This is a genomic window from Gottfriedia acidiceleris, assembly GCF_050457485.1.
Lineage (GTDB): Bacteria > Bacillota > Bacilli > Bacillales > Bacillaceae_G > Gottfriedia > Gottfriedia acidiceleris_D.
The window spans coordinates 18,751-42,313 of record NZ_JBCMJM010000016.1 but is presented as its reverse complement, the minus strand read 5'-3'; the positions used below and the strand labels follow the sequence as shown (position 1 = coordinate 42,313).

Here is a 23,563-nt window from a genome sequence, read left to right as displayed (position 1 = left end):
GTTAGTTTAAGTACATTTCTTCACAAACTTTCCTCCCAGTTTTTTAGATTTAAGGCTCATCCTTACTTCCAGCCCCATTTTTGAAAGATTTGGTGAGATTCTTCCGTTCTTAAATAATCAATAAATTGCTGTGCCTCTTTTTTCTGATCGGTGATTTTCGTCAGGGCGATTGGCGTTCCACGATAGAGCTTTTCTTCCTCGGGCAGTTCGACCAGGTCGGTCACATCCTGGAGCCGGTAATGCCACGATTCATAGGTAATCCAGGCGTCCGGGCTGGAATTCGATTTCCATCGTTCAATGGCTTCGGCACTAGACTTTACAGAAAGCTTAATATTTTGGGAAATGCCTTCAATCAGCCCTTTTCTGCCTGCCAGGTCTTCCCACAGGCCAAGCTGGCCGGCCCCATTCACATCGATTATTTTTACTCCTTTTTTCGTCAAATCCTCCAGACTTTCAATCTTCTTAGGATTTCCTTTCCTCACCAATATTCCTGCGGCACGCGGGTAAAGCTCCGTACGTGATTTAGTGTCGATTATTTCGGGGTGGTTAAAGATGAAGTCCTGCAGCATATACTCGGAGCCACCGAAAATAATATCTGCATCTTGCTTTGCCTGGCCGATCCAATTGCCCTCTGGTCCGGCTGTTAATTCCACCTTGATTCCCGTTTCAGCTGAAAAATGTTCAGCAGCTTCCTTAATCGGTCCAAGTGGTCCGCCCGGTCCGTACACCCGGATGACATGATCACTTTGGCTAGTATTTGGTGTCGCCTGGAACGCTGGCTTACGGTCCATTTTTGCATAGGCTGACAATCCTGAAGCCATAATGACAAAGAGCAGTAGAACTGATAGGAACACGGTCTTCTTCATGATTCTTCCTCCATTTCATACATGATTTTTATTAGTACTATTAAAGGAAACGAAGGGAGGCTGTAAACGGTTTGATTATAATTGCAAAATAGTTAGAAAGTTTCATAAATCTATTGAAAATTAGTCTGGTGAAGAATAAATAAAAGGTGTACATGTTTGTTTAAAATATAGTTAGAACAGAAATTCGCTTTGAGTAAAGATTTTCCTTCTTGAACTAACCCGCTATTTAGCTCAATAAAAAAATCGACTAAACAGCCAATCTTGTTTTACAACTAATGCATTGCTTTAGTTGCATAAGAAAGTCATAATAAAAGTTTAAATTACATTTCAGTTTCAGGTGGAATTTTATACGTGACTATTCCTTCACCGTCTAAAAATTCCATACGGGGAACATCATTTTCATCGACTACCATTCTGATTCGTGGTTTTCCTTTGCTATCAGATAGTTGAACAGTTACTTCTCCAGTTGAATTCTTCCCCATAAAAGCGCGAGGCGTATTTCCTTCCCAAATATTTTTCAACTCTCGTTCAACATCCTCATCAGATAGTTCAGACTTTTGTATTTTATGTGTTCTTTCTACAAGTTCTGGTAAAGGTGTATTAGGTCTATCATAAATTGAAATCCCATAATTTTTTTGTCCATTCTCATCAATATAATGCATTTGTACTACTTGATCTTGTTTATATTGGTCAAAAGTTAATGATGCGTATGATTCATAGTTTCCTATATCATCTTTTTTACTTCCAAATATTAGTCCCCCACACTCATCGCCTTCTCCGTTATAAAACATTAATCCAGCAATTGGATCTTTTTGCCTGTGACCTGGGAGAAAATCTTTTCCATCCATAATTGCAGGTGGAATGTTTTCATTATTAAAAATTCTCATTCTTACAGCTCCATCTTTATCGACAATATTTATATTTTCAACATTAATACTTTTAAATTCAGACATTAAGATTCCTCCTATATAGCGATATATAGGAGTTTCTATATTGACCCATTATTTTCCTTTTTATCAAACTTCTTGTAAAAATCCAGATTGAACTAAACTGCCATTATGTTGAATTAGAAAAAGCGATCTTCTATTGAAGTATCGCATGCGTTATTTGAATAAGAACACAAACCCTCTTGCTCTTGGTTTTGTCAAAAACTTTGTTTTGACTTGCCTATTGGGGTAAGGAGTTCCTCAAAATTGGAAACCCCATTAATTTGTGAAATATCCGTTAATAATTGAATCCACAGTTTCTATAATTGAAGCAATAGCTGTTTTTTTTTGATTATTCACTAGCAATAAAACATCATAATTATTATTTAATTCATTCAGTTGTACACTTAATGGTGTAACAAATTCTTGCGAGATTGTTTCGTTACTATATTGTAAAAATGCTTTCTCGGCTACCGAATATCTTGTCCTAACATTATCTATTTCTTTTGTTAAATCGACTAACTCTTTATCTAGTCTTTTGATTTCGGCGTTTAATTCTTTCTTCCATCTAAGTAATCCATGTACATCCGTATTGCTCAAAGTGTATTCCTCCCTAATATCGAATACTACATCGTACTCCATGGGATACTTGTTTGTTCCTGATCATATCAAACAATTGAAGAAATGAAGTTGGTGCTCCTTAGGTCGGAAATTACACAATGAAATATTATGTGAAAGTTGATGTCGGCCGTGCCAAGTAGATTCCTATATTTTTTTATTATACCTTGATAGGTGTCCTACACAGCTTGTACCACAGTGCATATAATAAGCAAGTATATGAAAAGGAAGTGATTGAATGAAGGCAATAACGACGGGAGCATTTTTAGTTCCATTGACTAACCAAAGTGGCAGCCCCAACAACACGTTGTTTATCCTCTGGAAAAATCCAACCGATAAACCACTCACTACGTATTTACTCGGGGAAAGAACCCAATTCCCTGTTACTACTACAGGAGTTCAAAAAGAGATTGAGCCCCCCCATTTATTTAAAATCATCGTTCCTGCACACAGCTTTAAACCATTTAATGCTGGCAACCCTGCTGGATTTTTTATTCGATTTTCATTTTTTGGAAATATCGGTCGAGATGAGGTGAAAAACCGACTCAGTGTGGAGGTAATCGCTGGTACATCAGCCCCTGGCGGTGTAACATTATCAGTTGCTGATCCTACTGTCTTTTTCAGACACGCAGACATGGTTGAAGTAGAAATCAAACCACCGAGTAACCCAATTCCAAATGACACCTTGCTAAATATGTTCCAAGAATGATGAACACGGTGTTCGTTCACACAGCGTTCTTTAGGCATGAAGATTTTGTAGATGCAAATATTGATCCGAAAAGTGACCCCGTGTCGCAACCAAGGCGGTATCTATCATGTAGCACAATTTTATACTATGAAATTACGAATTAATGACAGCCGAGTATTGAGTGAAACGAAAAGCATCTTAAAGATTTGATTATAAAATTGAAAAAAGCCGTTCTGTTTAATTGTAAAGTAATTCCGTTTTGAGGTGCATATCGTATATATGGCAATAAAAATGGCATGCGAACTGACATCAGTATTGGCACGCCATTTCTCTGGTTTATAGAGATACTTGACGTCTAAAATTTAAATTGCCTTATTGAACATAAACATGCGTTAGATGAACAAGATTTAAAATACAATTTCAGTTTATTTTACGATATTTATCTGTTGTAAACGTCGCTTTTTCTTCACTGAATATAGGAGTATCCATTTTACCATTTTCTGTTTTATTAATATTATTAATATCAACAACCTCAATAATATTTTTATCTTTTAATTGTATTTTATCTATTACTTTCGCAGAGAATATTGTACTATGATTTACTGGTTTGTGTGTAGTAGAATAGACTTTATATCCTGTAAATAATAAAATCATAGTAATTACAGTAAAAAGAATACCTCTCATTTTCATTACCGTTTTACTCCCTATTTTCTTTTTAATTAAAATTCCATTAAACTTTCTACCTATATCTTGTTTTCTATAAATCTCCTTTAAATACCTTGAAATCTACAACCCTAAAATTTTAGAATGAGCCTCTTTAAAAAAAAGATCTATTAACGCTCTTAATAAATTCAATATATTAGCCTTTTTCAAATAAAACGCCCGATTGCTGAAGATAAGAAAGATCTTAAAAAATGACTTCTAAGTAAGTTATTTTACTAATGCACCATTTGAATAAGGATATATGTAATACGGTTTCATAGGTTACGAATATAACAAATGGAAGCTACACTTTGTCCACTAAAAAAGACCGTCTCTTTAATAAATAACGGTCCATACATTCTTTGGCAATTGTTAACTACAGCTTTCATCATGGTGATGATGATCCTCTAAATGTAAACTAGCAGATACACCTGCGTGGTCGGACGGCCATAGACCCGTTCTTGTTCTGTCACTCTGTTCTTCACCTACTAATTCTGCTTCTTTTGGTTTCCAACCATTTTTAAACAAGATATAGTCTATTCTTAAAATCAAACTAGAAACTGCATTTAAAAGATCGGGACCCTGACAACAGGTAGGTCCTGAACCTTCACCGACCTCGTTCCATACATCTTGAAAGCCTTCGTTAATAAACAAATTATAAGTCGTGCTATTAGGGATGGAGTTCAAATCTCCTGTAATTATTACAGGTAAATGAGTATTTGCTGGTCCTTGGAGTATTTCATTTGCTTGAGCATTCCTTATTGCCTCAACAGCTGGATCCAAGTGTGTATTAATCATCCTGAATACTTGTCCATCTTTTTTTACATCTACTGAAGACCATCCTCTAATGACTGTAAAAGGTTGTCCTCCTATAGGTACAATTAAATTTGTTTGAAAATTAGCTTCTTGGCTTTTAATTACCTTGAAATCTTTTTCTTTACGAACCAATATGGCATCCCTGTTCATTAATCGAACGAAATTTCCATTACTGTCAGGAAGTTGTATTGTAAAATTTCGGTTTTGAGCTGCTACTTCGTATTCCAGCCCTATTCTTTCCAATTCTTCCAATAATATCTCTATAAAATCATAGGTAATTGTTCTAAAAGTAGGGATAATCAGTGCCCAAAGCTGAGCCTCCTGCAAACCGATAAGGTCAGGTTTTTCTGATGCAATAGCTCTAGCAATTGCCTTTGCACGAACAGTAAAATTTGTTGCAAGAAATAGCCTAAAGATTTGTGTTACTCTTTCAGGGATTTGCTCTGGGGTAGCATTAATCAATAGTGCTGGATCAGTACCTTGATAAATATTCCACGTTAGGAACGAAAGATGCAAATCATTTCTTTTTTTCATGTGAAATTCACCTCCATTCTTTATTCCTATTATTAATAGATGAAGAATGAAATAGATATGTAACGGCAATATAATCAGGAAATATGTATTCATTATTAAAAATTATTCAAGTAATCTGATCCGTTTGAATAAGCCTTACTCCATTAAATGGCTTGATTGTTGAGGAACGTCTTCAGATAATCGGTTATTAGAGTTTGAATTTACAATCGATTTTGTGATTTTTTCCACCTAAACTATCCTGCCATTTAGTTCCACAAAAAAAATCGACTATACAGCCGATCATGTTGTAACCTCTTTAGTTCTTATTTTCACTATACTATCTTGTTCTTTGGAGGAACATTTTATTTTTCATAGAAGCCAGTTATACCATTATGAAGGGTTATCGTTACCTCTAAAAAAACATATAGCCATTTATAAATGTAGCTCTTAACAAATTTATTCTTCATTTAAATGATAAGTTACCTGAACAACTCCAGAAGAAAACGTTCTTGTATTCATCATGATTAAATTCTTTCTTTGCTTTATGTCAACAAACAAAGGTTTTCCTTCTCCCAATATAACGGGATGAATTGATAATCTAAATTCATCTACTAGTCCTAAATTTATAAATGTTGTAATAAGGCTCGAACCACCATACAACCAGATGTCTTTACCGGGCTTTTCCTTCAATTTATTTACTTCTTCAATTATATTTTCATTTATAAATGTTGCATTATTTTCATCTTTTGATTGCGTTCTGGAAAACACGTATTTTTCCTTGCTATGTACAAGATGCCACATTTCTTTATCCGATTCAGAGTCATCTATATTTGGAATATAATTTCCCAACAATTCATAGCTTTTTCGACCATATAAAATCGTATCAATTTGATTCAAGAAATGTGTGAATTCCATTTCAGGATCCATTATGCACCAATCAATTTCTCCGTTTTTCCCTTCTATAAAACCATCTAATGTAACAGCTAGATCTAAAATTATTTTTCTTTGTTTTATGTTATTTGACAAAACTTTTCCTCCTACTTTTGTTTAGACATTTTTTAATCTTGTAACATTCACTTATCAACGAAATCGAATATTTGTTCTTATTTTGATTATAACAAGCAGGCTTGGTGCTATCAAATATCGATATTTATTTGCAGTCACTCTTATATTATTTGTACTTCGACGTATATTTGCACCCCTGGAGCCCTTATTGCAATGTTACATATCTTATTTGCAATCACTCAGCTCTTACTTCTTACTTGCACCTCGACTTTTATTTCTACTCCTACCCATAAAAACCAAAAAACCCGCAAACAACTAAGTTTACGAGTTTCACATTTTACTTATTTAGCAATTTAACTTTCTCAACAAGAAAGTTTAAGATTACATGTGCAGCGATTCTGCTTGTCATATCACGGAAATCGATTGTTGGGTCAAGCTCAACAATATCCATTCCACAAACTTTAGGATGTGATGCTAGATAACAGATGCCATCTAATAGAGTTTGACTGTCCATACCTCCAGGTCCAATTGCTGGGCAACCAGGAGCAAATGCTTGATCTAGTACGTCCATATCTAGGCTAATGTATATTGCATCGACTTTGTCTACTAAATGATTGATGCTCTCTTTAATAATTTTTGAGATTCCTAATTCGCGAACATCGCGCATTGAATAGATTGTTACTCCGTTATTAACACCGAATTCAGTGTATGGAGCACTATTTGAAAAATTTCTAATTCCAATTTGAACTAAGTGTTCACCTTTTAGAATACCTTCATCAATTAAGCTACGGAAAGGTGTACCGTTTGAACGTCCACCATCTTCAGTATTTCTTAAGTCATGATGAGCATCAAATTGGATAACGCCTACTGTTCCTCGTTCTTGAGCAAAAGCTGAAATGCTTGGAAAACTAATTCCGTGATCGCCACCTAAAATAATTGGCATCGTTTCTTTATATTGACCTAGCAATTCAGAGATTGTCGTTTTAATACGATTTCTAGACTCTTCAAAATCAGTCACATGCATCGTAATATCACCAAAATCAGTAACCTTGTAATCTTTTAAATCAATTTGGTCTTCAATATGATAAGTACTATAGCTACTTAGCATTTTACGAATTGAAGCAGGTGCGAAGCTTGCACCTGAATGACTAATTGATGTTTTAGATAATGGTACACCGATAATTGAGAAATTTGATGCTTCTGTTCCATTCCATGCAGAGATGATTTCATTGGCTTTTGTAACTTTTGAATCAATGAAAATGGCATCTCCTGCTTTTTTAAGATGTGATAGCGACATCGTGTTCACCCCTACTTACTACTAATTTACCATTCTTAAATACTGATTCTACATGATTTACACCAAAATGGTAAGGTACATAAGTATAGTTTGGTACATTCCAAATAACCACATCTGCCTTACGACCAATTTTAAGTTTACCAGCTTGGTCTCCACGATTAATCGCGTATGATGAGTTAATCGTAACGGCATTCCAAATTTCTTCAGGCGTCATTTTTAATTTAAGCATTGCGATTGTCATGATTAATTGTAAATTTTCAGTTGGGCAGCTTCCTGGGTTGAAATCAGTTGCTAATGAAACTGCTACGTTATTTTCAATCATCGCTCTTGCAGGTGCAAATTCAGGTTTATTCAAATAGAAAGTAGTTCCCGGTAAAATAACGCCGATTGTACTACTCTTACCAAGCATTTCAACGCCTTTTTCAGATGCTCCACATAGATGATCAGCAGAAATAGCGCCAATTTCAGCAGCCATTTCAGTGCCACCTAGAGGATCTATTTCATCTGCATGAATTTTAACATTAAAGCCTTGTTCTTTTGCTTTTAATAAAAATTCTTTTGATTGTTCTACTGAAAATACACCTGTTTCAGCGAATACATCTACAAATTCAGCAAGTTCTTCTTCTTTAATAACATCTAATAAAGAAAGCATTTTTTCTAAGAAAGCTTCTTCATTTCCTCTATACTCCTTTGGTACTGCATGCGCACCTAAGAAAGTTGAAACTAAATCAATATCATGCTCGGTTTGTAATTCTTTAGCAACTCGAAGTTGTTTTAATTCAGTTTCTTCATCAAGTCCATAACCACTTTTTGCTTCAACTGTTGTTACACCGAATGAAAGCATTCTGTTTAAGTGATGAATCGTTTTCTTTTTTAGATCTTCATGAGAAGCTAATTTAGTTTGACCCACAGTAGAATGGATCCCGCCGCCCATTTCTAATATTTCTAAATATGAAGCACCTTGTAATTTCAAACTAACTTCATGCTCACGTGATCCTCCAAAGACCACGTGAGTATGAGGGTCAACTAATCCTGGGGTGACTAGTTTTCCCTGGCAATCAATTACTTCTTTTGCATCAATTTTCTGTTCGTTCATTTGTCCGATATAAATAATTTGCCCATCTTTCCATGCAATTTCTGCATTTTCTAGAACAGGTAGATTACTCATGTCTTTTCCATGGATTGGACCATCACCATGATCCATCGTTAATAATTGACCAATATTTGTTAATAGAATATCTGCTTTCAATTCTAACACCTACTTCATCATTGGGATGTTTACGCCTTTTGTTTTCGCAGTTTCAACAGCTAAATCATAACCTGCATCAACGTGACGAACTACACCCATTCCTGGATCTGAAGTTAATACTCTTTCGATACGTTTTGCAGCTGCATCAGTACCGTCAGCAACGATTACCATACCAGCATGTAAAGAGTAACCCATACCTACTCCACCACCGTGGTGTACACTTACCCAGCTTGCGCCATTTACACCATTAATAAGTGCATTTAGGATTGGCCAGTCAGCTACTGCATCACTACCATCTTTCATGCTTTCTGTTTCACGATTTGGAGATGCTACTGAACCACAATCTAAGTGGTCACGACCGATTACGATTGGAGCTTTTAATTCGCCATTTTTAACCATTTCGTTAATGATTTTACCGAATTTAGCACGCTCACCGTATCCTAACCAACAAATACGTGATGGTAAACCTTGGAATGCTACCTTTTCACGAGCCATACGGATCCAGTTACATAAATGCTCGTTATCAGCAAATTCACGTAAAATTACTTCGTCTGTTTTATAAATATCTTCTGGATCACCTGAAAGTGCTACCCAACGGAAAGGACCTTTACCTTCACAGAATAATGGACGAATAAATGCAGGTACGAAACCAGGGAAATCAAATGCATTTTTAACACCTTCATCTAATGCAACTTGACGAATATTATTACCGTAATCAAATGCGATCGCACCACGTTGTTGCATCGCTAAAATTGCTTCAACATGCACTGCCATACTATGTTTTGCACGTTTAATGACTTCATCTGGATTTTGGGCACGAAGTTTCTTTCCTTCTTCCATTGTCATCCCGATTGGTAAATAACCATTTAATGGATCATGTGCTGAAGTTTGGTCAGTAATTAGATCCGGTACAAAATTACGTTCAACTAATTGAGGTAAAATTTCAGCAGCATTTCCTACTAAGCCGATTGCTAAAGCTCTTCCTTCATTTTTAGCTTCAGTTGCAAGTTGTAATGCTTCCTCTAAATCGTGAGTTAATACATCACAATATCTAGTGTCAATACGACGTTGAATTCTAGTTTCATCCACATCAATACCAATTACAACTCCACCATTCATTGTTACAGCCAGAGGTTGTGCTCCACCCATACCACCAAGACCTGCAGTAATTGTAATTGTACCTTTTAAGCTTCCACCGAAATGTTGTTTAGCAGCTTCACCAAATGTTTCATAAGTACCTTGTAAAATTCCTTGAGTACCGATGTAAATCCAGCTACCAGCAGTCATTTGACCGTACATCATTAAGCCTTTTTCATCTAATTCACGGAAGTGTTCCCAAGTTGCCCATTTTGGAACTAAGTTTGAGTTTGCTAATAATACTCTAGGTGCATCTTCGTGAGATTTAAACACAGCTACTGGTTTACCTGATTGAACTAATAATGTTTCATCGCTCTCTAATTTTTTTAATGATTCAATAATTGCATCAAAACTTTCCCAGTTTCTTGCAGCTTTACCGATTCCACCGTATACAACTAAATCTTCTGGTCTTTCTGCTACTTCTTCATCTAAGTTGTTTAATAACATACGAAGTGCTGCTTCTTGAATCCAACCTTTAGTGTTTAATTCAGTACCTCTTGGCGCTTTTAAAGATCCTTTTGTGATTTCCATTTTAATTCCACCTCTTCTTATATTTGTGTTTGTTTTGTATAGTTTTTTGCTAAGAAATTTTCTTTTAAATAAGTTGTTAATTTTTCAATGTCTTTTGAGAATACGCGATCTCTAGTAATTGATGGAACTGTTTTACGAGCATCTTCCATAAACTTTCTAGTTGTTTCAGACATTTTTTCAATTCCTTTATATTCAACACCTTGCATTGCACAAATACATTCGATTGCTAAAACTCTTCTAGCGTTTTGTAGAATTTGGTATGCATGGCGAGCACCGATTGTCCCCATACTTACATGGTCTTCTTGGTTTGCAGAAGAAGGAATTGAGTCAACACTTGCTGGATGTGCTAAAGTTTTATTTTCAGATACTAAAGCAGCTGCCACATATTGCATAATCATTGCACCAGACTGTAATCCTGGTTCTGGACTTAAAAATGGTGGTAAATCATTTAATTGTGGGTTTACTAAACGCTCAATTCGTCTTTCTGAAATATTCGCTAACTCAGCAACACCTAATTTAAAGAAGTCCATTGCAAATGCGATTGGTTGACCATGGAAATTCCCACCAGAGAATACATCATCACCGAAAAGTAATGGATTATCAGTAGCTGCATTCATTTCGATTTCTAATTTTTCTTTTGCATAGTTCAGAACTTGCCAGCTTGCTCCATGAACTTGTGGGATACATCTTAATGTATAAGCGTCTTGAACTCGGATTTCACCTTGTCTAGTCGTTAATTGGCTTGTTGCTAAAATATTGCGGTAACGTTCTGCTACTTCAATTTGTTCTTTATATCCACGAGCAATATGAATTCTTTCATCAAAAACATCTGTAATACCATTTAATGCTTCAAATGTAATAGAAGAAATTAATTCACTTTGATAAGCTAATTCTTCACCTTCAAGGTAAGTAAGAACGCCCATTGCTGTCATTGCTTGAGTACCATTAATTAAAGCTAAACCTTCTTTAGCTTCTAGAGTAATTGGTAAAATTCCTTCTTTTGCTAAAGCTTCTGCTGTTTCCATACGTTTTCCTTTATAGAAAACTTCACCTTCACCAAGTAAAACTAAAGCTAAGTGAGATAAAGGAGCTAAGTCTCCGCTTGCACCTAATGATCCTTGAGATGGAATCACTGGGTGAATTTGAGCATTAATTAATGAAAGTAATTTTTCAACTACTACTAAACGCACACCAGAGTGACCTTTTAACATTGTATTTGCACGAAGTACTAACATCGCTCTTGAAACTAATTCAGGGAACGGTTCACCAACACCACATGCATGAGAAGCGATTAAGTTATATTGAAGTGTTGAAACATTTTCTTTTTCAATTAATACATCACTAAATTTTCCGAAACCTGTTGTGATACCATAAACGACTTTGCCATTATTTACGATTTCTTCAACCTTTTCTCTACATGCTTTTACCGCAACTAAGCTCTCTTCACCTGCTTTTACATATGCCTTATCGAATAAAATACTTTTCATTTGTTCCATTGTTAAGCTATTACCAGTTAAAGTTACCATTAAAAACACCTCCGAATTTTGTCAAAAAAAACACAGAAAGAGGCTATGAGACGTAAATATAAACTTACGAATCATAGCCCCCTATCATCTAATAAACTATGGGCAATTATATGTGATTAATGCCGAGTCCTGCTGATTCATGCTCCGATCCTTTAATTGGAGCACCAATCGTACCGTATAGTGCAACTGCTATCCAGTCACCCTCGTTCACGTTTTTATAAGGCTTTCCTCTAACAACAGCAAATCTAAGTCCTACTGTTCTAAGAACATCACCTAATTGAACATGACCTCTTGTTACGCCTTGAATTGCTTCAAGTGTTGCATGATATAATGAATGAACTTCTCTATATAGAGCTCCATTTATTACACCATTTTGTTTGGCAGCGGTTTCAATCGCAGCAACGACCTTCTGAGCATCCATTGTACCGACCTTACCTACACACCATACAACGTTTTCATTTTTCATTAATTCTTCTTCATGATCAGTCAAAGTAAGCATCATAGCTGTTCGACCAATTCGTTGACTTTGCTCTGCCATATCGCTAATACCTCTTACTTACTTTCTCTAATAAACTAGTATCTGATTACATTATATGCCAACAATTAGTAAACTTCAATATTTTCAGATTATTATTTTTAAAAAATATTTTTTTATTAAAACTTGTTGTAATATTCAAAATATTCATCAGTAAATTATTATTTAAGAAAACTTGTCCAATATCATCTTTAAATAATAATATATTGAATTACAGAAAAAAGGATCATTCGCCGATTGTTAAGATTTTTTTCTTAACACTAGCTGCCAAGTAACACCAAAACAATCAGTCACCCATGTAACCTTACTAAAATCATTCATTTCTACTGGCCCCATTAGTACTTTCCCATCACTTTTCAAGCCACCAAAAATTAAATCAAACTCCGCATCGTCTTTACATTCTAAATAAAAAGAAACAGCCCAAGTAAAATCAGGACAAGATTCTTTATCCATATCTAAAACCATAAAAGACTGTCCTAAAATTTCAATGATGCCATTTAGAATTTTTCCCTCTACGCCTCGGTCATCTTTCTTATATCTTCGTAGAGAAACGAGTTTTGAATTCGGAAAAATACGAACATAATAGTTCATTGCTTCCTCCGCATTACCGCTAAACGTAAGAAATGGAGTAATCCTTTGCCCTGATACAACCGGTATTACTTGTTCTTGTGCCATCTTTGAAACCCTCCAAACAATTTGAAATTACCTCGTTTTAGAACTAAAAAAACAGCTGTAAATCATCTATTTCCGCTGGAGACTTAGCCTTAAAAAAATGTAAATATAAATAGATTGTACCATATTTTTACATATCCAAAAACTTTGCAGTTAATTGACAAAAAATGCAAATTTAATAAGGGATGCACATACTATTAATGATCTATCCGTCAAGCAATGGGTCTCTCTTCCAGAATCATATAGATATGTTAATCCACAATTCAAGTATTTCCTAATCTTAACAATTTTCTTCTTTTGTTAATTTTTTAATTATATAATTGAATTAAAAATAAATAAAAAGGAGGTTTATATGAAAAAATTTTTAGGAAGAATTTTTAAAAAGAATTTAAATAAGGATAATGCATACTATAACGACCTTTATAATCAGTTTAATACAAACACCTTAAATCTAAATTCCAACTTCGCTAATTTATCTTTAGTTTCTAGACTAGAAAACACATGGAAAATGGATTTCCTGGCTAATGTTAAAGAAAGAGTTATAGAAAAAGAAGGTTGGAGCAGCGAAAAGTATTCCTTTATAGAAAGGGAATTAAAACGCTTTTTCTTAATGGCAGCAATCTTTGAAAACGTTCCAATGTATAGTCAAGAAGTTGATAAAATCTGGCACGAAATGATTTTATTTACGAAAAGTTATCATAATTTCTGCAAGGCTTTTTGTGGTGAAATGATCCACCATGAACCAAAAGTTCATAAAGATGATGTATCGATAACCGATAGAAGCGATGCTAGGGCTGTTTACAATTTGTTATATAATACTTTGTTTGAAATGACATCTGTAAATACTTATGTCTTAGGAAATTTATTTGTTAATTATAAAAATACTAAAGTTCAAGAATATTTATCGAGCAAAACAATTCAAGCAAAAAGTTTCGTTTCACATTTAAACCCACAAATTAAAAATAATTTTTTAGACGAGTTTACTAAAATTCAAAAAAATTTAGTAGAAAAGGAAAAAGAAGAAGCCAGAATTAAACACCAATCACAAAAATCTTACCCAAGTTCAACTAATCGATCATCTTCTAGCAAAAAATCAGATGATGGGCATATTAATTCAACATTTTTAGCTACAAATTCTTTTTTTGCATTAAATGAAAGTTCAAATGATTGTTCAAGCAAGAGTGATAGTCATCATCATAACTCGCACTCTTCATGCTCAAGTTCATCACATTCTTCATGTTCTAGTAGTTCTCACTCTTCGTGTTCTAGTTCGAGTTGCTCAAGTTCAGGTTGTTCAAGTTAATCTATATATTGTCGTTCATGTATAATTACATTAACTCAACCTTTAGGTTGGGTTAAATTACTTTAATTTTAGAAAACTTTATCTACTCCTATATAGGATCAATTCAACCATTTCTCGTTTCCCCAAAAGGTAAAATAATATAACTAATTGTAAGCACTAAAATTATAATTGCTAACCAAAAATTATGGGCCGATTCTCCATTATTTACAATAATAAAACGAATAGTAGCTGTAATCCCTATGTATAGAAGATAGCGAATTGGAAAATGATAATTTTCTTTGAAATATTGAACAATAATTGATATAAATCCAAAATATAAGAAAAATATTAAAACTTTGCCAAAAATCTGATGAACATTTTTATTTTCCAATAAAATATCGTTAAAAATATAATAAAGTTCTCTGAAAAGGAAATACGCAAGAATCAAGCTCAGTAATAATAAAGATATATTTAATAAGGTTTGATAAAGCTTGATCAACAATTTACGATTTTTAAACCAACTCATTCCAATCATTTGTCTCCCCCAGTTTTTTGTCCCTTAAAAGTTTTTTATTTGATTCTTTTAAAATAAATGAAAAACACTAATCATTTTAGCTTCTTCTATATAATATTTCGATCGAACACAAAAACCGAAATGCCTATATTTTCTTCAACTTTCATATCTGAAAATAGATGGACTAATTTTGCGCCCACAAGTTCTTCTAAACCTTCTGGTGGGTTATTTAAATACAATTCTTGAATCATTTTTGTTCGTGCAGTATGAACCATTTCTGCCCCGTTCATTGTTCCAGAAATAAATTTTTCGGTTGGAGTCAAATTACCATATAAAGTTGAAACGGCCATGTTTTCAACAAACACCGTATGAATTCGCTCAGGACCTTTCCCAAACAAATCTTTCCGAAGTTTTCTCATCATATCATTAAATTCATGTACTTTTTTTGACATTACTTATTCGCCTCAATTTCAATTTTTTTAATGTTATAGCTTATCTTTGCACAGTATTCTTTAACCTATTTACTAAAGACGAGGAATTACCCTAGTTTCTATTACATTTTTCAAAAATCACTTCACTTCTCCCACTTTTTTGAAAAAAAAAAATTCCACCAGGAAGACAATTGGCCATTTCATAGGCTTACGGTCTTCTTGGTGGAATAGTTAATTAGCAAAAAGTTTACTAAAATACCAATCCAATTTAAGTTAATTGAATTTAATAGATCCATAACAAATTACATTATCATGTTTCCATATCATCCGGATTTATTATATCTCTATCTGTTTAAATTAACAATCATTATGTTAACTTTATAAATTTCTATCTAATTCGAATTTTAAACATTTAATAACCTACATAATTAAACATTGCCTGCACTGAAGCAGTTATTTTAATTTGACCTTCTTGAATTGGCGTAGTTGGACCGCTGAATGCTGCTGCAGTCATTGTTAATGATGCCATCGGACGTACAACTTGAATTCCTTCTTCAGCCAACCAAATAGGTATGCTATTAATCGATAAACCTAGAGATTTTGCGATGTTCTCTGCATTCATTTTTGCATTTAAAGTGGCCTTTTGTAGTGCTTCTCCGTAATAAGGTTCGGGATTGGATACTTCGAATGTAAGATTTCTTACTTCATTTGCTCCATTTTCAACTGCAACGTCAATCACTTTCCCAACATTTGCAAGATCCTTCACGATTACTTTGAAAATATGACTCACCCGATACCCCTTAAAAATTTGCTGTGAATCTTGGTAATCAACAATTCGATCGATTGTATATGAATTCGTTTCAATTTCGTCTTGTTTAATTCCTATCCCTTTTAATGCCTCTATAATTTTATTCGAAATGATTGCATTCTCTGTTTGAGCCGTTTGTACTTTCATATTTTCTACAACTGATCCTAATAGTACAAACGACTGGTCGGGCTTTACTGATACTTCACCTTTTCCTGTTGCTTTAATCGTATAATTAGTATTCAAATTGCGTGATCGGATAGCACTTTGATATTGAGGGGTTGAATAATCATATCGCATACCTGTTAAGTTATAATTATTTAATGGATAAATCTTCCTCACATCCTTTTAAAATAAAAAATATTGTATTTGTGCCCATTTATTTTATGTATTGAAGGCTTTTTCTGTGATAAGTTCGACTTATTGTTATGAGGATATAATCAAAAAAAGCTTGTAAACTTTGGGAAAATCCCACTGTCTACAAGCTTTTACAATTTAAATTTACTCAATAATATACGATGATGCTTTTCTCATCGTTTATTTTGATTCTTCTTTAACCCAGATATCATCATCGTCTTTTTGTTTCCCAATCTCTATTGGTACTTCATATTCTGGTACACTGCCATTGTAATATGTAGAATTGTTTTCCATTTGAATTCCCCTTTTTAAATGATAGATTGGAAGCGTCTTAAATCTGTTAAAATCAATCCACATTTTAATTAAACAAGATAATACCTTTCAATACTATTGGGGGAATTTTAACAATTTCATCTAAAAAAGAATGTTAAAATAGCAATTTTTTGGTTAATTCTAGATAGAAATACCTTCTAAATCAAGTATTTAAATATTAATTGTATTGGGGGAAATTTAACATTCTTATTGAAAATAATTTATACATAAAAAAAAAGGAATGGATTTCTCCATCCCTTTTTAAGTTTATTAGAAACTAAACATAGGTTTAAAATCACCTTTATAAGGTTCATGCTCAACAAATACAGTTATATCCTTACCATCTTTGTCTTTTCCTGTTCTTTTGTAAGTAAATTTATTATTATTAAGCTCAGTCAATTCAAGAACAGCGCCATACTTATTTGCTCCGATTGAAACATGTGCTCTAATTTTATTTTCGTGGGCAATATCGAAATATCCATAGTCACCACGGCTTTTACCTGTTTCAAGATTGAAAAACTCATATTTATTAGTATATCCATCAAATTTTGCAAGGCTAATAAAATTCGTATTATATTTCGTTACGTCATTCCCTTGTTCATCTAGAACTTTTGTACCATTCCAAAGTGTTCTACCTAAAATTTTATCACCATCAACGTTTTTTACAATCTCGCCTGTTTTAGAATCTAATTTTTTATCAGGATCTGTAAAAGAAAGCTGTTTTTCTTTATAAGGAACATGTTCAACATATACTTCTACATCATTACCGTTTGCATCTTTCCCCATTCTTTTATAAGTGAATACGTTTTTATTTAGTTTTATCATATCGACTACAGCTTGGTAATTCATTGATTCAGAAATTAAAATTCGTTTATTACCATCATTTGTAATAAAGAATGTTCCTTTATCACCACGACTTTGGCCAGTTTTTGCATCAAAAAATTCGTATCTACCTGATTTTGTATCATATTTAGCAAGACCAATAAAATTTGCGTTCTCTTTTGTTAAATCATGATGATTTTTATCATACACTCTTGTACCTTGCCAGTTTGTACTACTTAAAATATTAGCCATTACCTGGCCTTTTGTTAATTTGTTCTTTACTTTTTTTGGAGCTTTGTATACTCTTTCTTGCTTTTGTTTACCATGCTCTACTTGTGCGTTAGCAGCAGTATTATACCCTGTTACTACTAGAGATATTCCGAGTAAAATTGATGAAATTGTTTTTGTTTTATTATTCATTTTAATTGTCTCCTCAATTTTCATTTTATCGTTTTTAATATGTTCTCCATTTATTCAAAAACTTTCCTTATTTAGCACCTGCTTCTAGCAAAATCTCTTCGATTTCTTTAAAACCTCTTTCACGTGCATGCTGTAAAGGGCTAACATTTTCACGATCAGACAAATTAACATCTGCTCCATTTTCAATAAGCAATTGTACTGTTTGCTGTTGTTTTTCACTTCCATCGTTCAAAATAATTGCTTCCAAAAGGGCCGTCCATCCTAAATTATTAACATGATTAACATCGATCTCGGTATTAGTAAGAAGTTCATTGACCACAACTAAATAACCATGTTCTGAAGCGGGAATCAATGCTGTTCCACCATACCGGTTCGTAATTGTTGGATCAGCACCAGCTTTTATTGTAAGTTTTAGAATTTCAATAAAGCCTTCAGCACCAGCATATAAAAAAGGATTGTTTTTCATATGATCTCGAATATTGACATCTGCGCCTGCATCAATCAGTACTTTTGCAGTTTTGAAATCATTATGATAAGTCGCAATCATTGTGGCAGTTTGTCCATTAGAATTCTGTGCATTAATATTCGCACCATTCTCAATCAACTTCTTAACGATATCAGTTTCTCCTCGTTTAGCTGCTTGAAATAACTGTTCGTTCACTTTTTCTTCCCCCTTAGCAAATGAAGCACATCCATTTAGCAAAAGTATGCAGCTGGTTATTACTGCAAGTAACTTCCACATAAAATACAACGTCCTCCTTTTCCATTACAAATCACCATGAAAATATCGTTTTATTCCTGGGAAATTTTCCTCCAATCTTTTTTTTAAGTTAGACCATTGTTCGTCTGAAACCTATGTTAATCCTTAAATGAAAACTCCTTCTAAACAAATTATTAAAAAAGTATAAAATTTTTAAAAATAATTCTTTATAGATTGCTCTAATGAACTAAAATGTATTTTTTTGAACTAAAAAATGACTGTCCAATTAGACAGTCAAACGAACTAACTTACACATGTCATACACAGCAAGACTTGATTTTCGATATTTTTCATGGGATTAATATAAACAAACTATTTCTGGTTCAGTTATTACCAGTGCTAAAAACTTTCATTTTTTATAACATATTTAGGTGAGATATAATCAGTCAACCACACTTCATTGTCAGTATAAAAAAATTTAACACCATTCTCATATGCATTTTTAGCATCTACTTTTAAAATTACTAATTCTCCTCTACGCTTTCCAGCCAGTGTCGCGAATTCAACCCCTTCAGATAAATGAACATAATTACGTCCCATTGGTTTTATTCCTTCATTGAGAATTAGTTCTTCAACTTTTTTATTTGTACCATGATAAAGTAATTCAGGTGGTTTTTTCGATTGATATTGTATTTTAGTTTTCGAGTGCCCATAATTCGCTTTAATTCGATCATCATTTATTGCATACCGCTGTTTTGGACAATTCCTTACTACCTGAGTAATGTTTTCAACAGTCACACCGCTCCAATTTATTTGACTATTTATTGCATCAACTAATTCCTGTATTGTACATGACCCATCTTCTTTTAAATTCACTCCAAATTTTAATGGGTCATGTCTTAAAATTTTACTCATAAATTTACTTAGTTTTTCTTCATCTTTTTGATTCATTTTTTAATCTCCACCCCAATTTTTCAATTTTTTTTATTGGTTAGAAAGGCATCAAATTTTGACAATTACATTATGTTAATATAACCCCATGTTTATCTATAAAATTCTACTTTAATAATTTCATTCCTTTGTTCAAACAAACTACTATATAGTTAAAGGTGCAAGACAAATATCAATATAAAGAAAAAAACCGCCACTTTGTGACAGTTTTAAAACGTTATTTATACATTAAATCGATATCCCGCTCCCCAAACTGTTTCCAAGAACTTAGGGTTAGTAGGATCTCTTTCTATTTTTTCACGTAATCTACTAATATGGACAGTTACAGTCGAAACGTCTGCAGCTGATTCGAGGCCCCAAACCTTTTCATAGAGCTGTTCTTTACTTAATACTTGGTTCGGGTTCATTACAAAAAACACCATTAAATCAAATTCTTTTGTCGTAAAAGGTACTTCTTCTTCGTTAATAAAAACCTTACGGGCTGAACGATCAATTGATATTCCATGAATGAAAATTGTTTTTGAAACAGTATTGTTACCTGCTAGTCTTTCATATCGAGATAAATGTGCTTTTACTCTAGCAACTAATTCACTTGGGCTAAATGGCTTTGTAATGTAATCGTCCGCACCTAAACCGAGGCCTCTAATTTTATCGATATCTTCTTTTTTTGCAGATACAAATAAAATAGGAATATTCTTTACTGCACGTATTTCTTTACAAATTTCAAAACCATTTTTTCCTGGCAGCATGATATCCAAAATGATTAAATCATAATTTCCTTTTAATGCATGTTGAACGCCTTCATCGCCATTATGCTGAATATCTACACGAAAATCATTTATTTCTAAATAATCTCTTTGTAATTCTGCTATGCTTATATCATCTTCAATCAGTAATATTTCTTTCAATTTCTCTCACCTTTCTTTAAGGAAAAGAATATACTTGTCCCCTTACCAATCTCGCTAGTTACCCAGATTTTCCCTCCGTGCTCTTCAACAATTTGTTTTGCGATTGCTAGTCCTAAACCACTACCGCCAGTTTGTGAATTTCTTGATTGTTCTGCACGGTAAAAACGTTCAAAAATAAATGGTAACGCAGCAGGATCAATACCTTGTCCATTATCAGATACTTTAACAATTACTTCATTTAACTGTTCATTTAATGAAAAAGAAATTTTCTTTTCTCCTTTGTTCATATATTTCACACAATTGCTTACTAGGTTCGACAACACTCTTTTTAATTTCTCTCGATCTGCTGTTACATCGATTGATACGTTTGAATGGCTAAATTCTATCTTGATGCCTTGCTGCAGTAAATCCAAATAAATTTCATCTATATAGCTTCCTATATATTTATTCATTTCGACATTTTCAAAGTGAAAAGGTTCTTTTTTTAAATCTAGCTTAGAAAATAAGAACAATTCATCGATTAATGAATCCATATCCTTTGCTTTAGAGTAAACTGTTGATAAATATTTTTCCATTTTCTCTGGAGTATTTGCTACCCCATCTTTTATCCCTTCCACATATCCAATTATTGAAGTAATCGGTGTTTTCAAATCATGTGAAATATTGGACAATAGCTCTTTACGATTTTCCTCATATTGAATCTGTAGATTAATCGATTCTTTTAATTTTATTCTCATTTCCTCAAACGCTTTATTTAATACACCTATTTCATCATTTGAACTCGTATCAATTTCAAAATTCAAATCCCCAACTTTAATTTTTTCAGCACCATTTTTAAGTTTTGAGATTGGCTTTATAATGCTTCGAGAAACTAAATAGTTTAGCATTCCGATTATCATGATAAATAAAAAAAGCAATAAACCTAGTAAAATTGGAAAAAGATTACGAATAACCTCGGTATATGAGCTTGCCTTCTTTAAGACAAAAATACTCCCTTGGCTTTGATCTGGAAAATAAAAATCAAATTTCACATACGTAAAAAACAAATCATTAATTTTAATCGTATCGCGAGTATTTATATTTGTTTCCTCAAACCCAGGGAGCGCTTGTTCCAACACTTTTTTGTCTAAAGATGGGGAAGCGTACTCGATATGTTTTCCCTTTCTTACTACAATTCCGATATTCTTATGCTCTATACTTTTAAGTTCCTTATTATTAAGTAACTGCTTAGGATTATGTTTAGCAAGTAGCTTCAAATCAAGAAACACACTTTCTTCAACTGTAGTCAAAGGCTTTTGTACATAAGTCTTTTTGTAAAGATTTTCTACTGACTTTACATCTCCAGTTATTGCAAAAATTATTAAAAAACCTGCTGCCAATAATAATGTGATCGAAAAAAGAATCACCCCAATATAAGACAACAGAAACCTCATTTTAATTGACATTTCTTTCACTCGCTCGGTAATAAAATTTTATTTAGATTATCTTTATTCTTAGCATGCTATCTACTTTCGTAAACTACACACTCTAAAAATAAAGGGTTATTTTCAATTGAAATTAAGTGAACTATATCATATAAATCTTAAAAAAGTGTAAAATTTTTGTGAAATAAGTCTAAACAACACGCAATTCATAAAATAGTTAGAAAATCATCAAATAATTAGTTTCATTTGTATGTAAGATAGATTGAAAGGAGGTGGATTATGAAAAATCAAAAAGAACGATTTGAATCAAATGATTTACGTATTTATCAAAGATTAAATAATAGGAGCAGGCTTTCTGATGAAGATTTATCATACTTATCCTAGCTTTTCCTTAACGATTTATTGTTCGAATGTAACAAATCCGAATTCCAAATTGATTCGATTGGTATAAACGGAGAAACGATCTATTTATTTGAAGTAAAAAATTTTGAAGGAGATTATTATATAGAAGGGGATCGATGGTATAAAACACCAAAAACCGAAATAAAAAATCCTTACGAACAACTTAAAAGAACCGAGTCCATGTTGAGAAAATTACTTAATGAACACAAGATTCATTTCAAAATAAAACCACATTTAGTTTTTGTAAACTCCGAATTTTTTTTATATAATACCCCAATGAACCTACCCATTATTTTCCCATCACAATTAAATAGCTTAATAAACGAATTAAACATGCAATATTTCAAATTAAATGTTAATCATTTTCGACTTGCCGAAGCATTATTTTCTCTTCATAAAACAGAGTCAAAATACTCTCAATATCCAATGTATCACTATGACCAACTAGTAAAAGGGATCATTTGTGTTAATTGTAATACGTATCTAACCGAGGTTAAAAAAGGGAAACTGATCTGTCAAGCCTGTGACTATGTAGAAGATCTGCCCAATGGAATATTAAGGAGTGTTGAAGAACTTAAATTTCTCTTCCCAGATAAAAAAATTACAACTAATGCGGTTTATGATTGGTGTGGAATTTATAAATCAAAAAAAGGAATTTGTAAAGTACTTCGTGAAAATTTCAATAAGAATGGTCATGGAAAATATAGTTATTTTGTTTAGTTGCTTTAGTTTTGTACTCATTATATTGTGAGTACATATTTTTTTGTTATTTTAGCTAGTTATGAAACCTTGCTGAGTAGGGTATTTTCATTTTTTTCCTTGTTTACTTTCTTATGAACACCTCATGAGGTAGTATTTTTCATCTTTTTCCTTTTTTAATTCCTCATGGACACCTCATGAGGAATCATATTTCATCTTTTTCCTTATTTACTTCCTCATGAAAACTTCATGAGGAACCATTTTTCATCTTTTTACCTTTTTACTTCCTCATGAACACCTTATGAGGAAGCACTTTTCTTCTTTTTACCTTTTTACTTCCTCATGAACACCTCATGAGGAAGCACTTTTCATCTTTTTACCTTTTTACTTCCTCATGAACACCTCATGAGGAACCATTTTTCATCTTTTTACCTTTTTACTTCCTCATGAACACC

At 33.1% G+C, this 23,563-nt stretch carries 23 protein-coding genes and 1 pseudogene; 4 read left to right on the top strand and 20 right to left on the bottom strand.

Translation table 11 applies throughout. The annotated features are described in order from the left end of the window. Window positions 1-62 precede the first annotated feature (62 nt). The 3 genes from ABEY15_RS15850 to ABEY15_RS15840 form a co-directional block, all read right to left on the bottom strand. Window positions 63-866, bottom strand: coding sequence for an extracellular solute-binding protein (locus ABEY15_RS15850; RefSeq protein ID WP_429891122.1), 804 nt, complete (start codon window positions 864-866; stop codon window positions 63-65). A gap of 320 nt (window positions 867-1,186) precedes the next feature. Beyond that, the gene (locus ABEY15_RS15845; protein ID WP_429891121.1) at window positions 1,187-1,819 is read right to left on the bottom strand and encodes a hypothetical protein; all 633 of its coding nucleotides are present in this window, start codon (window positions 1,817-1,819) and stop codon (window positions 1,187-1,189) included. Between the two features lie 252 nt (window positions 1,820-2,071). Next, on the bottom strand, window positions 2,072-2,392 hold the full coding sequence (locus tag ABEY15_RS15840; protein WP_429891120.1) for a hypothetical protein: 321 nt from the start codon (window positions 2,390-2,392) through the stop codon (window positions 2,072-2,074). 256 nt (window positions 2,393-2,648) lie between these two features. On the opposite strand from ABEY15_RS15840, the gene ABEY15_RS15835 reads away from it, so the two are divergent. Then, window positions 2,649-3,119 carry a hypothetical protein gene (locus tag ABEY15_RS15835; RefSeq protein WP_429891119.1) on the top strand — a complete coding sequence of 157 codons (471 nt, stop codon included), beginning with the start codon at window positions 2,649-2,651 and terminating at the stop codon, window positions 3,117-3,119. A 399-nt stretch (window positions 3,120-3,518) separates the two neighbouring features. Here ABEY15_RS15835 and ABEY15_RS15830 read toward each other — a convergent pair whose 3' ends face one another. The 9 genes from ABEY15_RS15830 to ABEY15_RS15790 form a co-directional block, all read right to left on the bottom strand. Beyond that, window positions 3,519-3,788 (bottom strand): hypothetical protein, encoded by a 270-nt coding sequence (locus ABEY15_RS15830; RefSeq protein WP_429891118.1) that lies wholly within the window; start codon window positions 3,786-3,788, stop codon window positions 3,519-3,521. 384 nt (window positions 3,789-4,172) lie between these two features. Beyond that, the gene (locus tag ABEY15_RS15825; RefSeq protein ID WP_429891117.1) at window positions 4,173-5,150 is read right to left on the bottom strand and encodes an endonuclease/exonuclease/phosphatase family protein; all 978 of its coding nucleotides are present in this window, start codon (window positions 5,148-5,150) and stop codon (window positions 4,173-4,175) included. A 435-nt stretch (window positions 5,151-5,585) separates the two neighbouring features. Next, the gene (locus ABEY15_RS15820) at window positions 5,586-6,155 is read right to left on the bottom strand and encodes a dihydrofolate reductase family protein (RefSeq protein WP_429891116.1); all 570 of its coding nucleotides are present in this window, start codon (window positions 6,153-6,155) and stop codon (window positions 5,586-5,588) included. A gap of 316 nt (window positions 6,156-6,471) precedes the next feature. Next, complete coding sequence (gene hutG, locus ABEY15_RS15815) at window positions 6,472-7,431, bottom strand: formimidoylglutamase (protein ID WP_429891115.1); 960 nt, start codon at window positions 7,429-7,431, stop codon at window positions 6,472-6,474. Next, window positions 7,412-8,635: an imidazolonepropionase gene (gene hutI / locus ABEY15_RS15810; RefSeq protein WP_429891464.1), complete on the bottom strand. Its 1,224-nt coding sequence runs from the start codon at window positions 8,633-8,635 to the stop codon at window positions 7,412-7,414. The genes hutG and hutI overlap by 20 nt, the downstream gene beginning before the upstream one ends. A gap of 54 nt (window positions 8,636-8,689) precedes the next feature. Then, window positions 8,690-10,348, bottom strand: coding sequence for a urocanate hydratase (gene hutU, locus ABEY15_RS15805; RefSeq protein ID WP_429891114.1), 1,659 nt, complete (start codon window positions 10,346-10,348; stop codon window positions 8,690-8,692). A 17-nt stretch (window positions 10,349-10,365) separates the two neighbouring features. Then, window positions 10,366-11,874, bottom strand: coding sequence for a histidine ammonia-lyase (hutH, locus tag ABEY15_RS15800; protein ID WP_429891113.1), 1,509 nt, complete (start codon window positions 11,872-11,874; stop codon window positions 10,366-10,368). Between the two features lie 106 nt (window positions 11,875-11,980). Beyond that, a complete protein-coding gene (hutP, locus tag ABEY15_RS15795; RefSeq protein ID WP_429891112.1) occupies window positions 11,981-12,412 on the bottom strand; it encodes a hut operon transcriptional regulator HutP in 432 nt (143 codons plus the stop codon). A gap of 237 nt (window positions 12,413-12,649) precedes the next feature. Beyond that, window positions 12,650-13,084: a VOC family protein gene (locus ABEY15_RS15790; RefSeq protein WP_429891111.1), complete on the bottom strand. Its 435-nt coding sequence runs from the start codon at window positions 13,082-13,084 to the stop codon at window positions 12,650-12,652. Window positions 13,085-13,433: 349 nt separating this feature from the next. On the opposite strand from ABEY15_RS15790, the gene ABEY15_RS15785 reads away from it, so the two are divergent. Next, window positions 13,434-14,384: a glycine-rich domain-containing protein gene (locus ABEY15_RS15785; protein ID WP_429891110.1), complete on the top strand. Its 951-nt coding sequence runs from the start codon at window positions 13,434-13,436 to the stop codon at window positions 14,382-14,384. 103 nt (window positions 14,385-14,487) lie between these two features. Here the strand turns inward: ABEY15_RS15785 and ABEY15_RS15780 are convergent, their stop codons facing one another. From ABEY15_RS15780 to ABEY15_RS15745, 8 genes are all read right to left on the bottom strand, one after another. Beyond that, complete coding sequence (locus ABEY15_RS15780; RefSeq protein ID WP_429891109.1) at window positions 14,488-14,898, bottom strand: phosphate-starvation-inducible protein PsiE; 411 nt, start codon at window positions 14,896-14,898, stop codon at window positions 14,488-14,490. Between the two features lie 86 nt (window positions 14,899-14,984). Beyond that, the gene (locus tag ABEY15_RS15775; RefSeq protein WP_335481745.1) at window positions 14,985-15,329 is read right to left on the bottom strand and encodes a DUF2294 domain-containing protein; all 345 of its coding nucleotides are present in this window, start codon (window positions 15,327-15,329) and stop codon (window positions 14,985-14,987) included. 391 nt (window positions 15,330-15,720) lie between these two features. Then, window positions 15,721-16,455 (bottom strand): SIMPL domain-containing protein, encoded by a 735-nt coding sequence (locus ABEY15_RS15770; RefSeq protein ID WP_429891108.1) that lies wholly within the window; start codon window positions 16,453-16,455, stop codon window positions 15,721-15,723. A gap of 597 nt (window positions 16,456-17,052) precedes the next feature. After that, complete coding sequence (locus tag ABEY15_RS15765) at window positions 17,053-18,024, bottom strand: DUF4822 domain-containing protein (protein WP_429891107.1); 972 nt, start codon at window positions 18,022-18,024, stop codon at window positions 17,053-17,055. Window positions 18,025-18,091: 67 nt separating this feature from the next. Continuing rightward, window positions 18,092-18,766 (bottom strand): ankyrin repeat domain-containing protein, encoded by a 675-nt coding sequence (locus ABEY15_RS15760; protein WP_429891106.1) that lies wholly within the window; start codon window positions 18,764-18,766, stop codon window positions 18,092-18,094. Window positions 18,767-19,123: 357 nt separating this feature from the next. Next, window positions 19,124-19,675, bottom strand: a complete 552-nt coding sequence (locus ABEY15_RS15755) for an RNA 2'-phosphotransferase (protein ID WP_429891105.1) — start codon at window positions 19,673-19,675, stop codon at window positions 19,124-19,126. Window positions 19,676-19,896: 221 nt separating this feature from the next. Beyond that, on the bottom strand, window positions 19,897-20,583 hold the full coding sequence (locus ABEY15_RS15750; RefSeq protein ID WP_429891104.1) for a response regulator transcription factor: 687 nt from the start codon (window positions 20,581-20,583) through the stop codon (window positions 19,897-19,899). Beyond that, entirely contained in the window at window positions 20,580-22,028 is a 1,449-nt protein-coding gene (locus ABEY15_RS15745; protein WP_429891103.1) for a sensor histidine kinase, read from the bottom strand. Before ABEY15_RS15745 ends, ABEY15_RS15750 begins: the two co-directional genes overlap by 4 nt. Before the next feature lie 378 nt (window positions 22,029-22,406). On the opposite strand from ABEY15_RS15745, the pseudogene ABEY15_RS15740 reads away from it, so the two are divergent. Both ABEY15_RS15740 and ABEY15_RS15735 read left to right on the top strand, forming a co-directional pair. Next, a pseudogene (locus ABEY15_RS15740) lies at window positions 22,407-22,643 on the top strand (nuclease-related domain-containing protein); the annotation flags it as partial. Between the two features lie 99 nt (window positions 22,644-22,742). Further along, complete coding sequence (locus ABEY15_RS15735; protein WP_429891102.1) at window positions 22,743-23,129, top strand: hypothetical protein; 387 nt, start codon at window positions 22,743-22,745, stop codon at window positions 23,127-23,129. The last annotated feature ends 434 nt before the right edge of the window (window positions 23,130-23,563 follow it).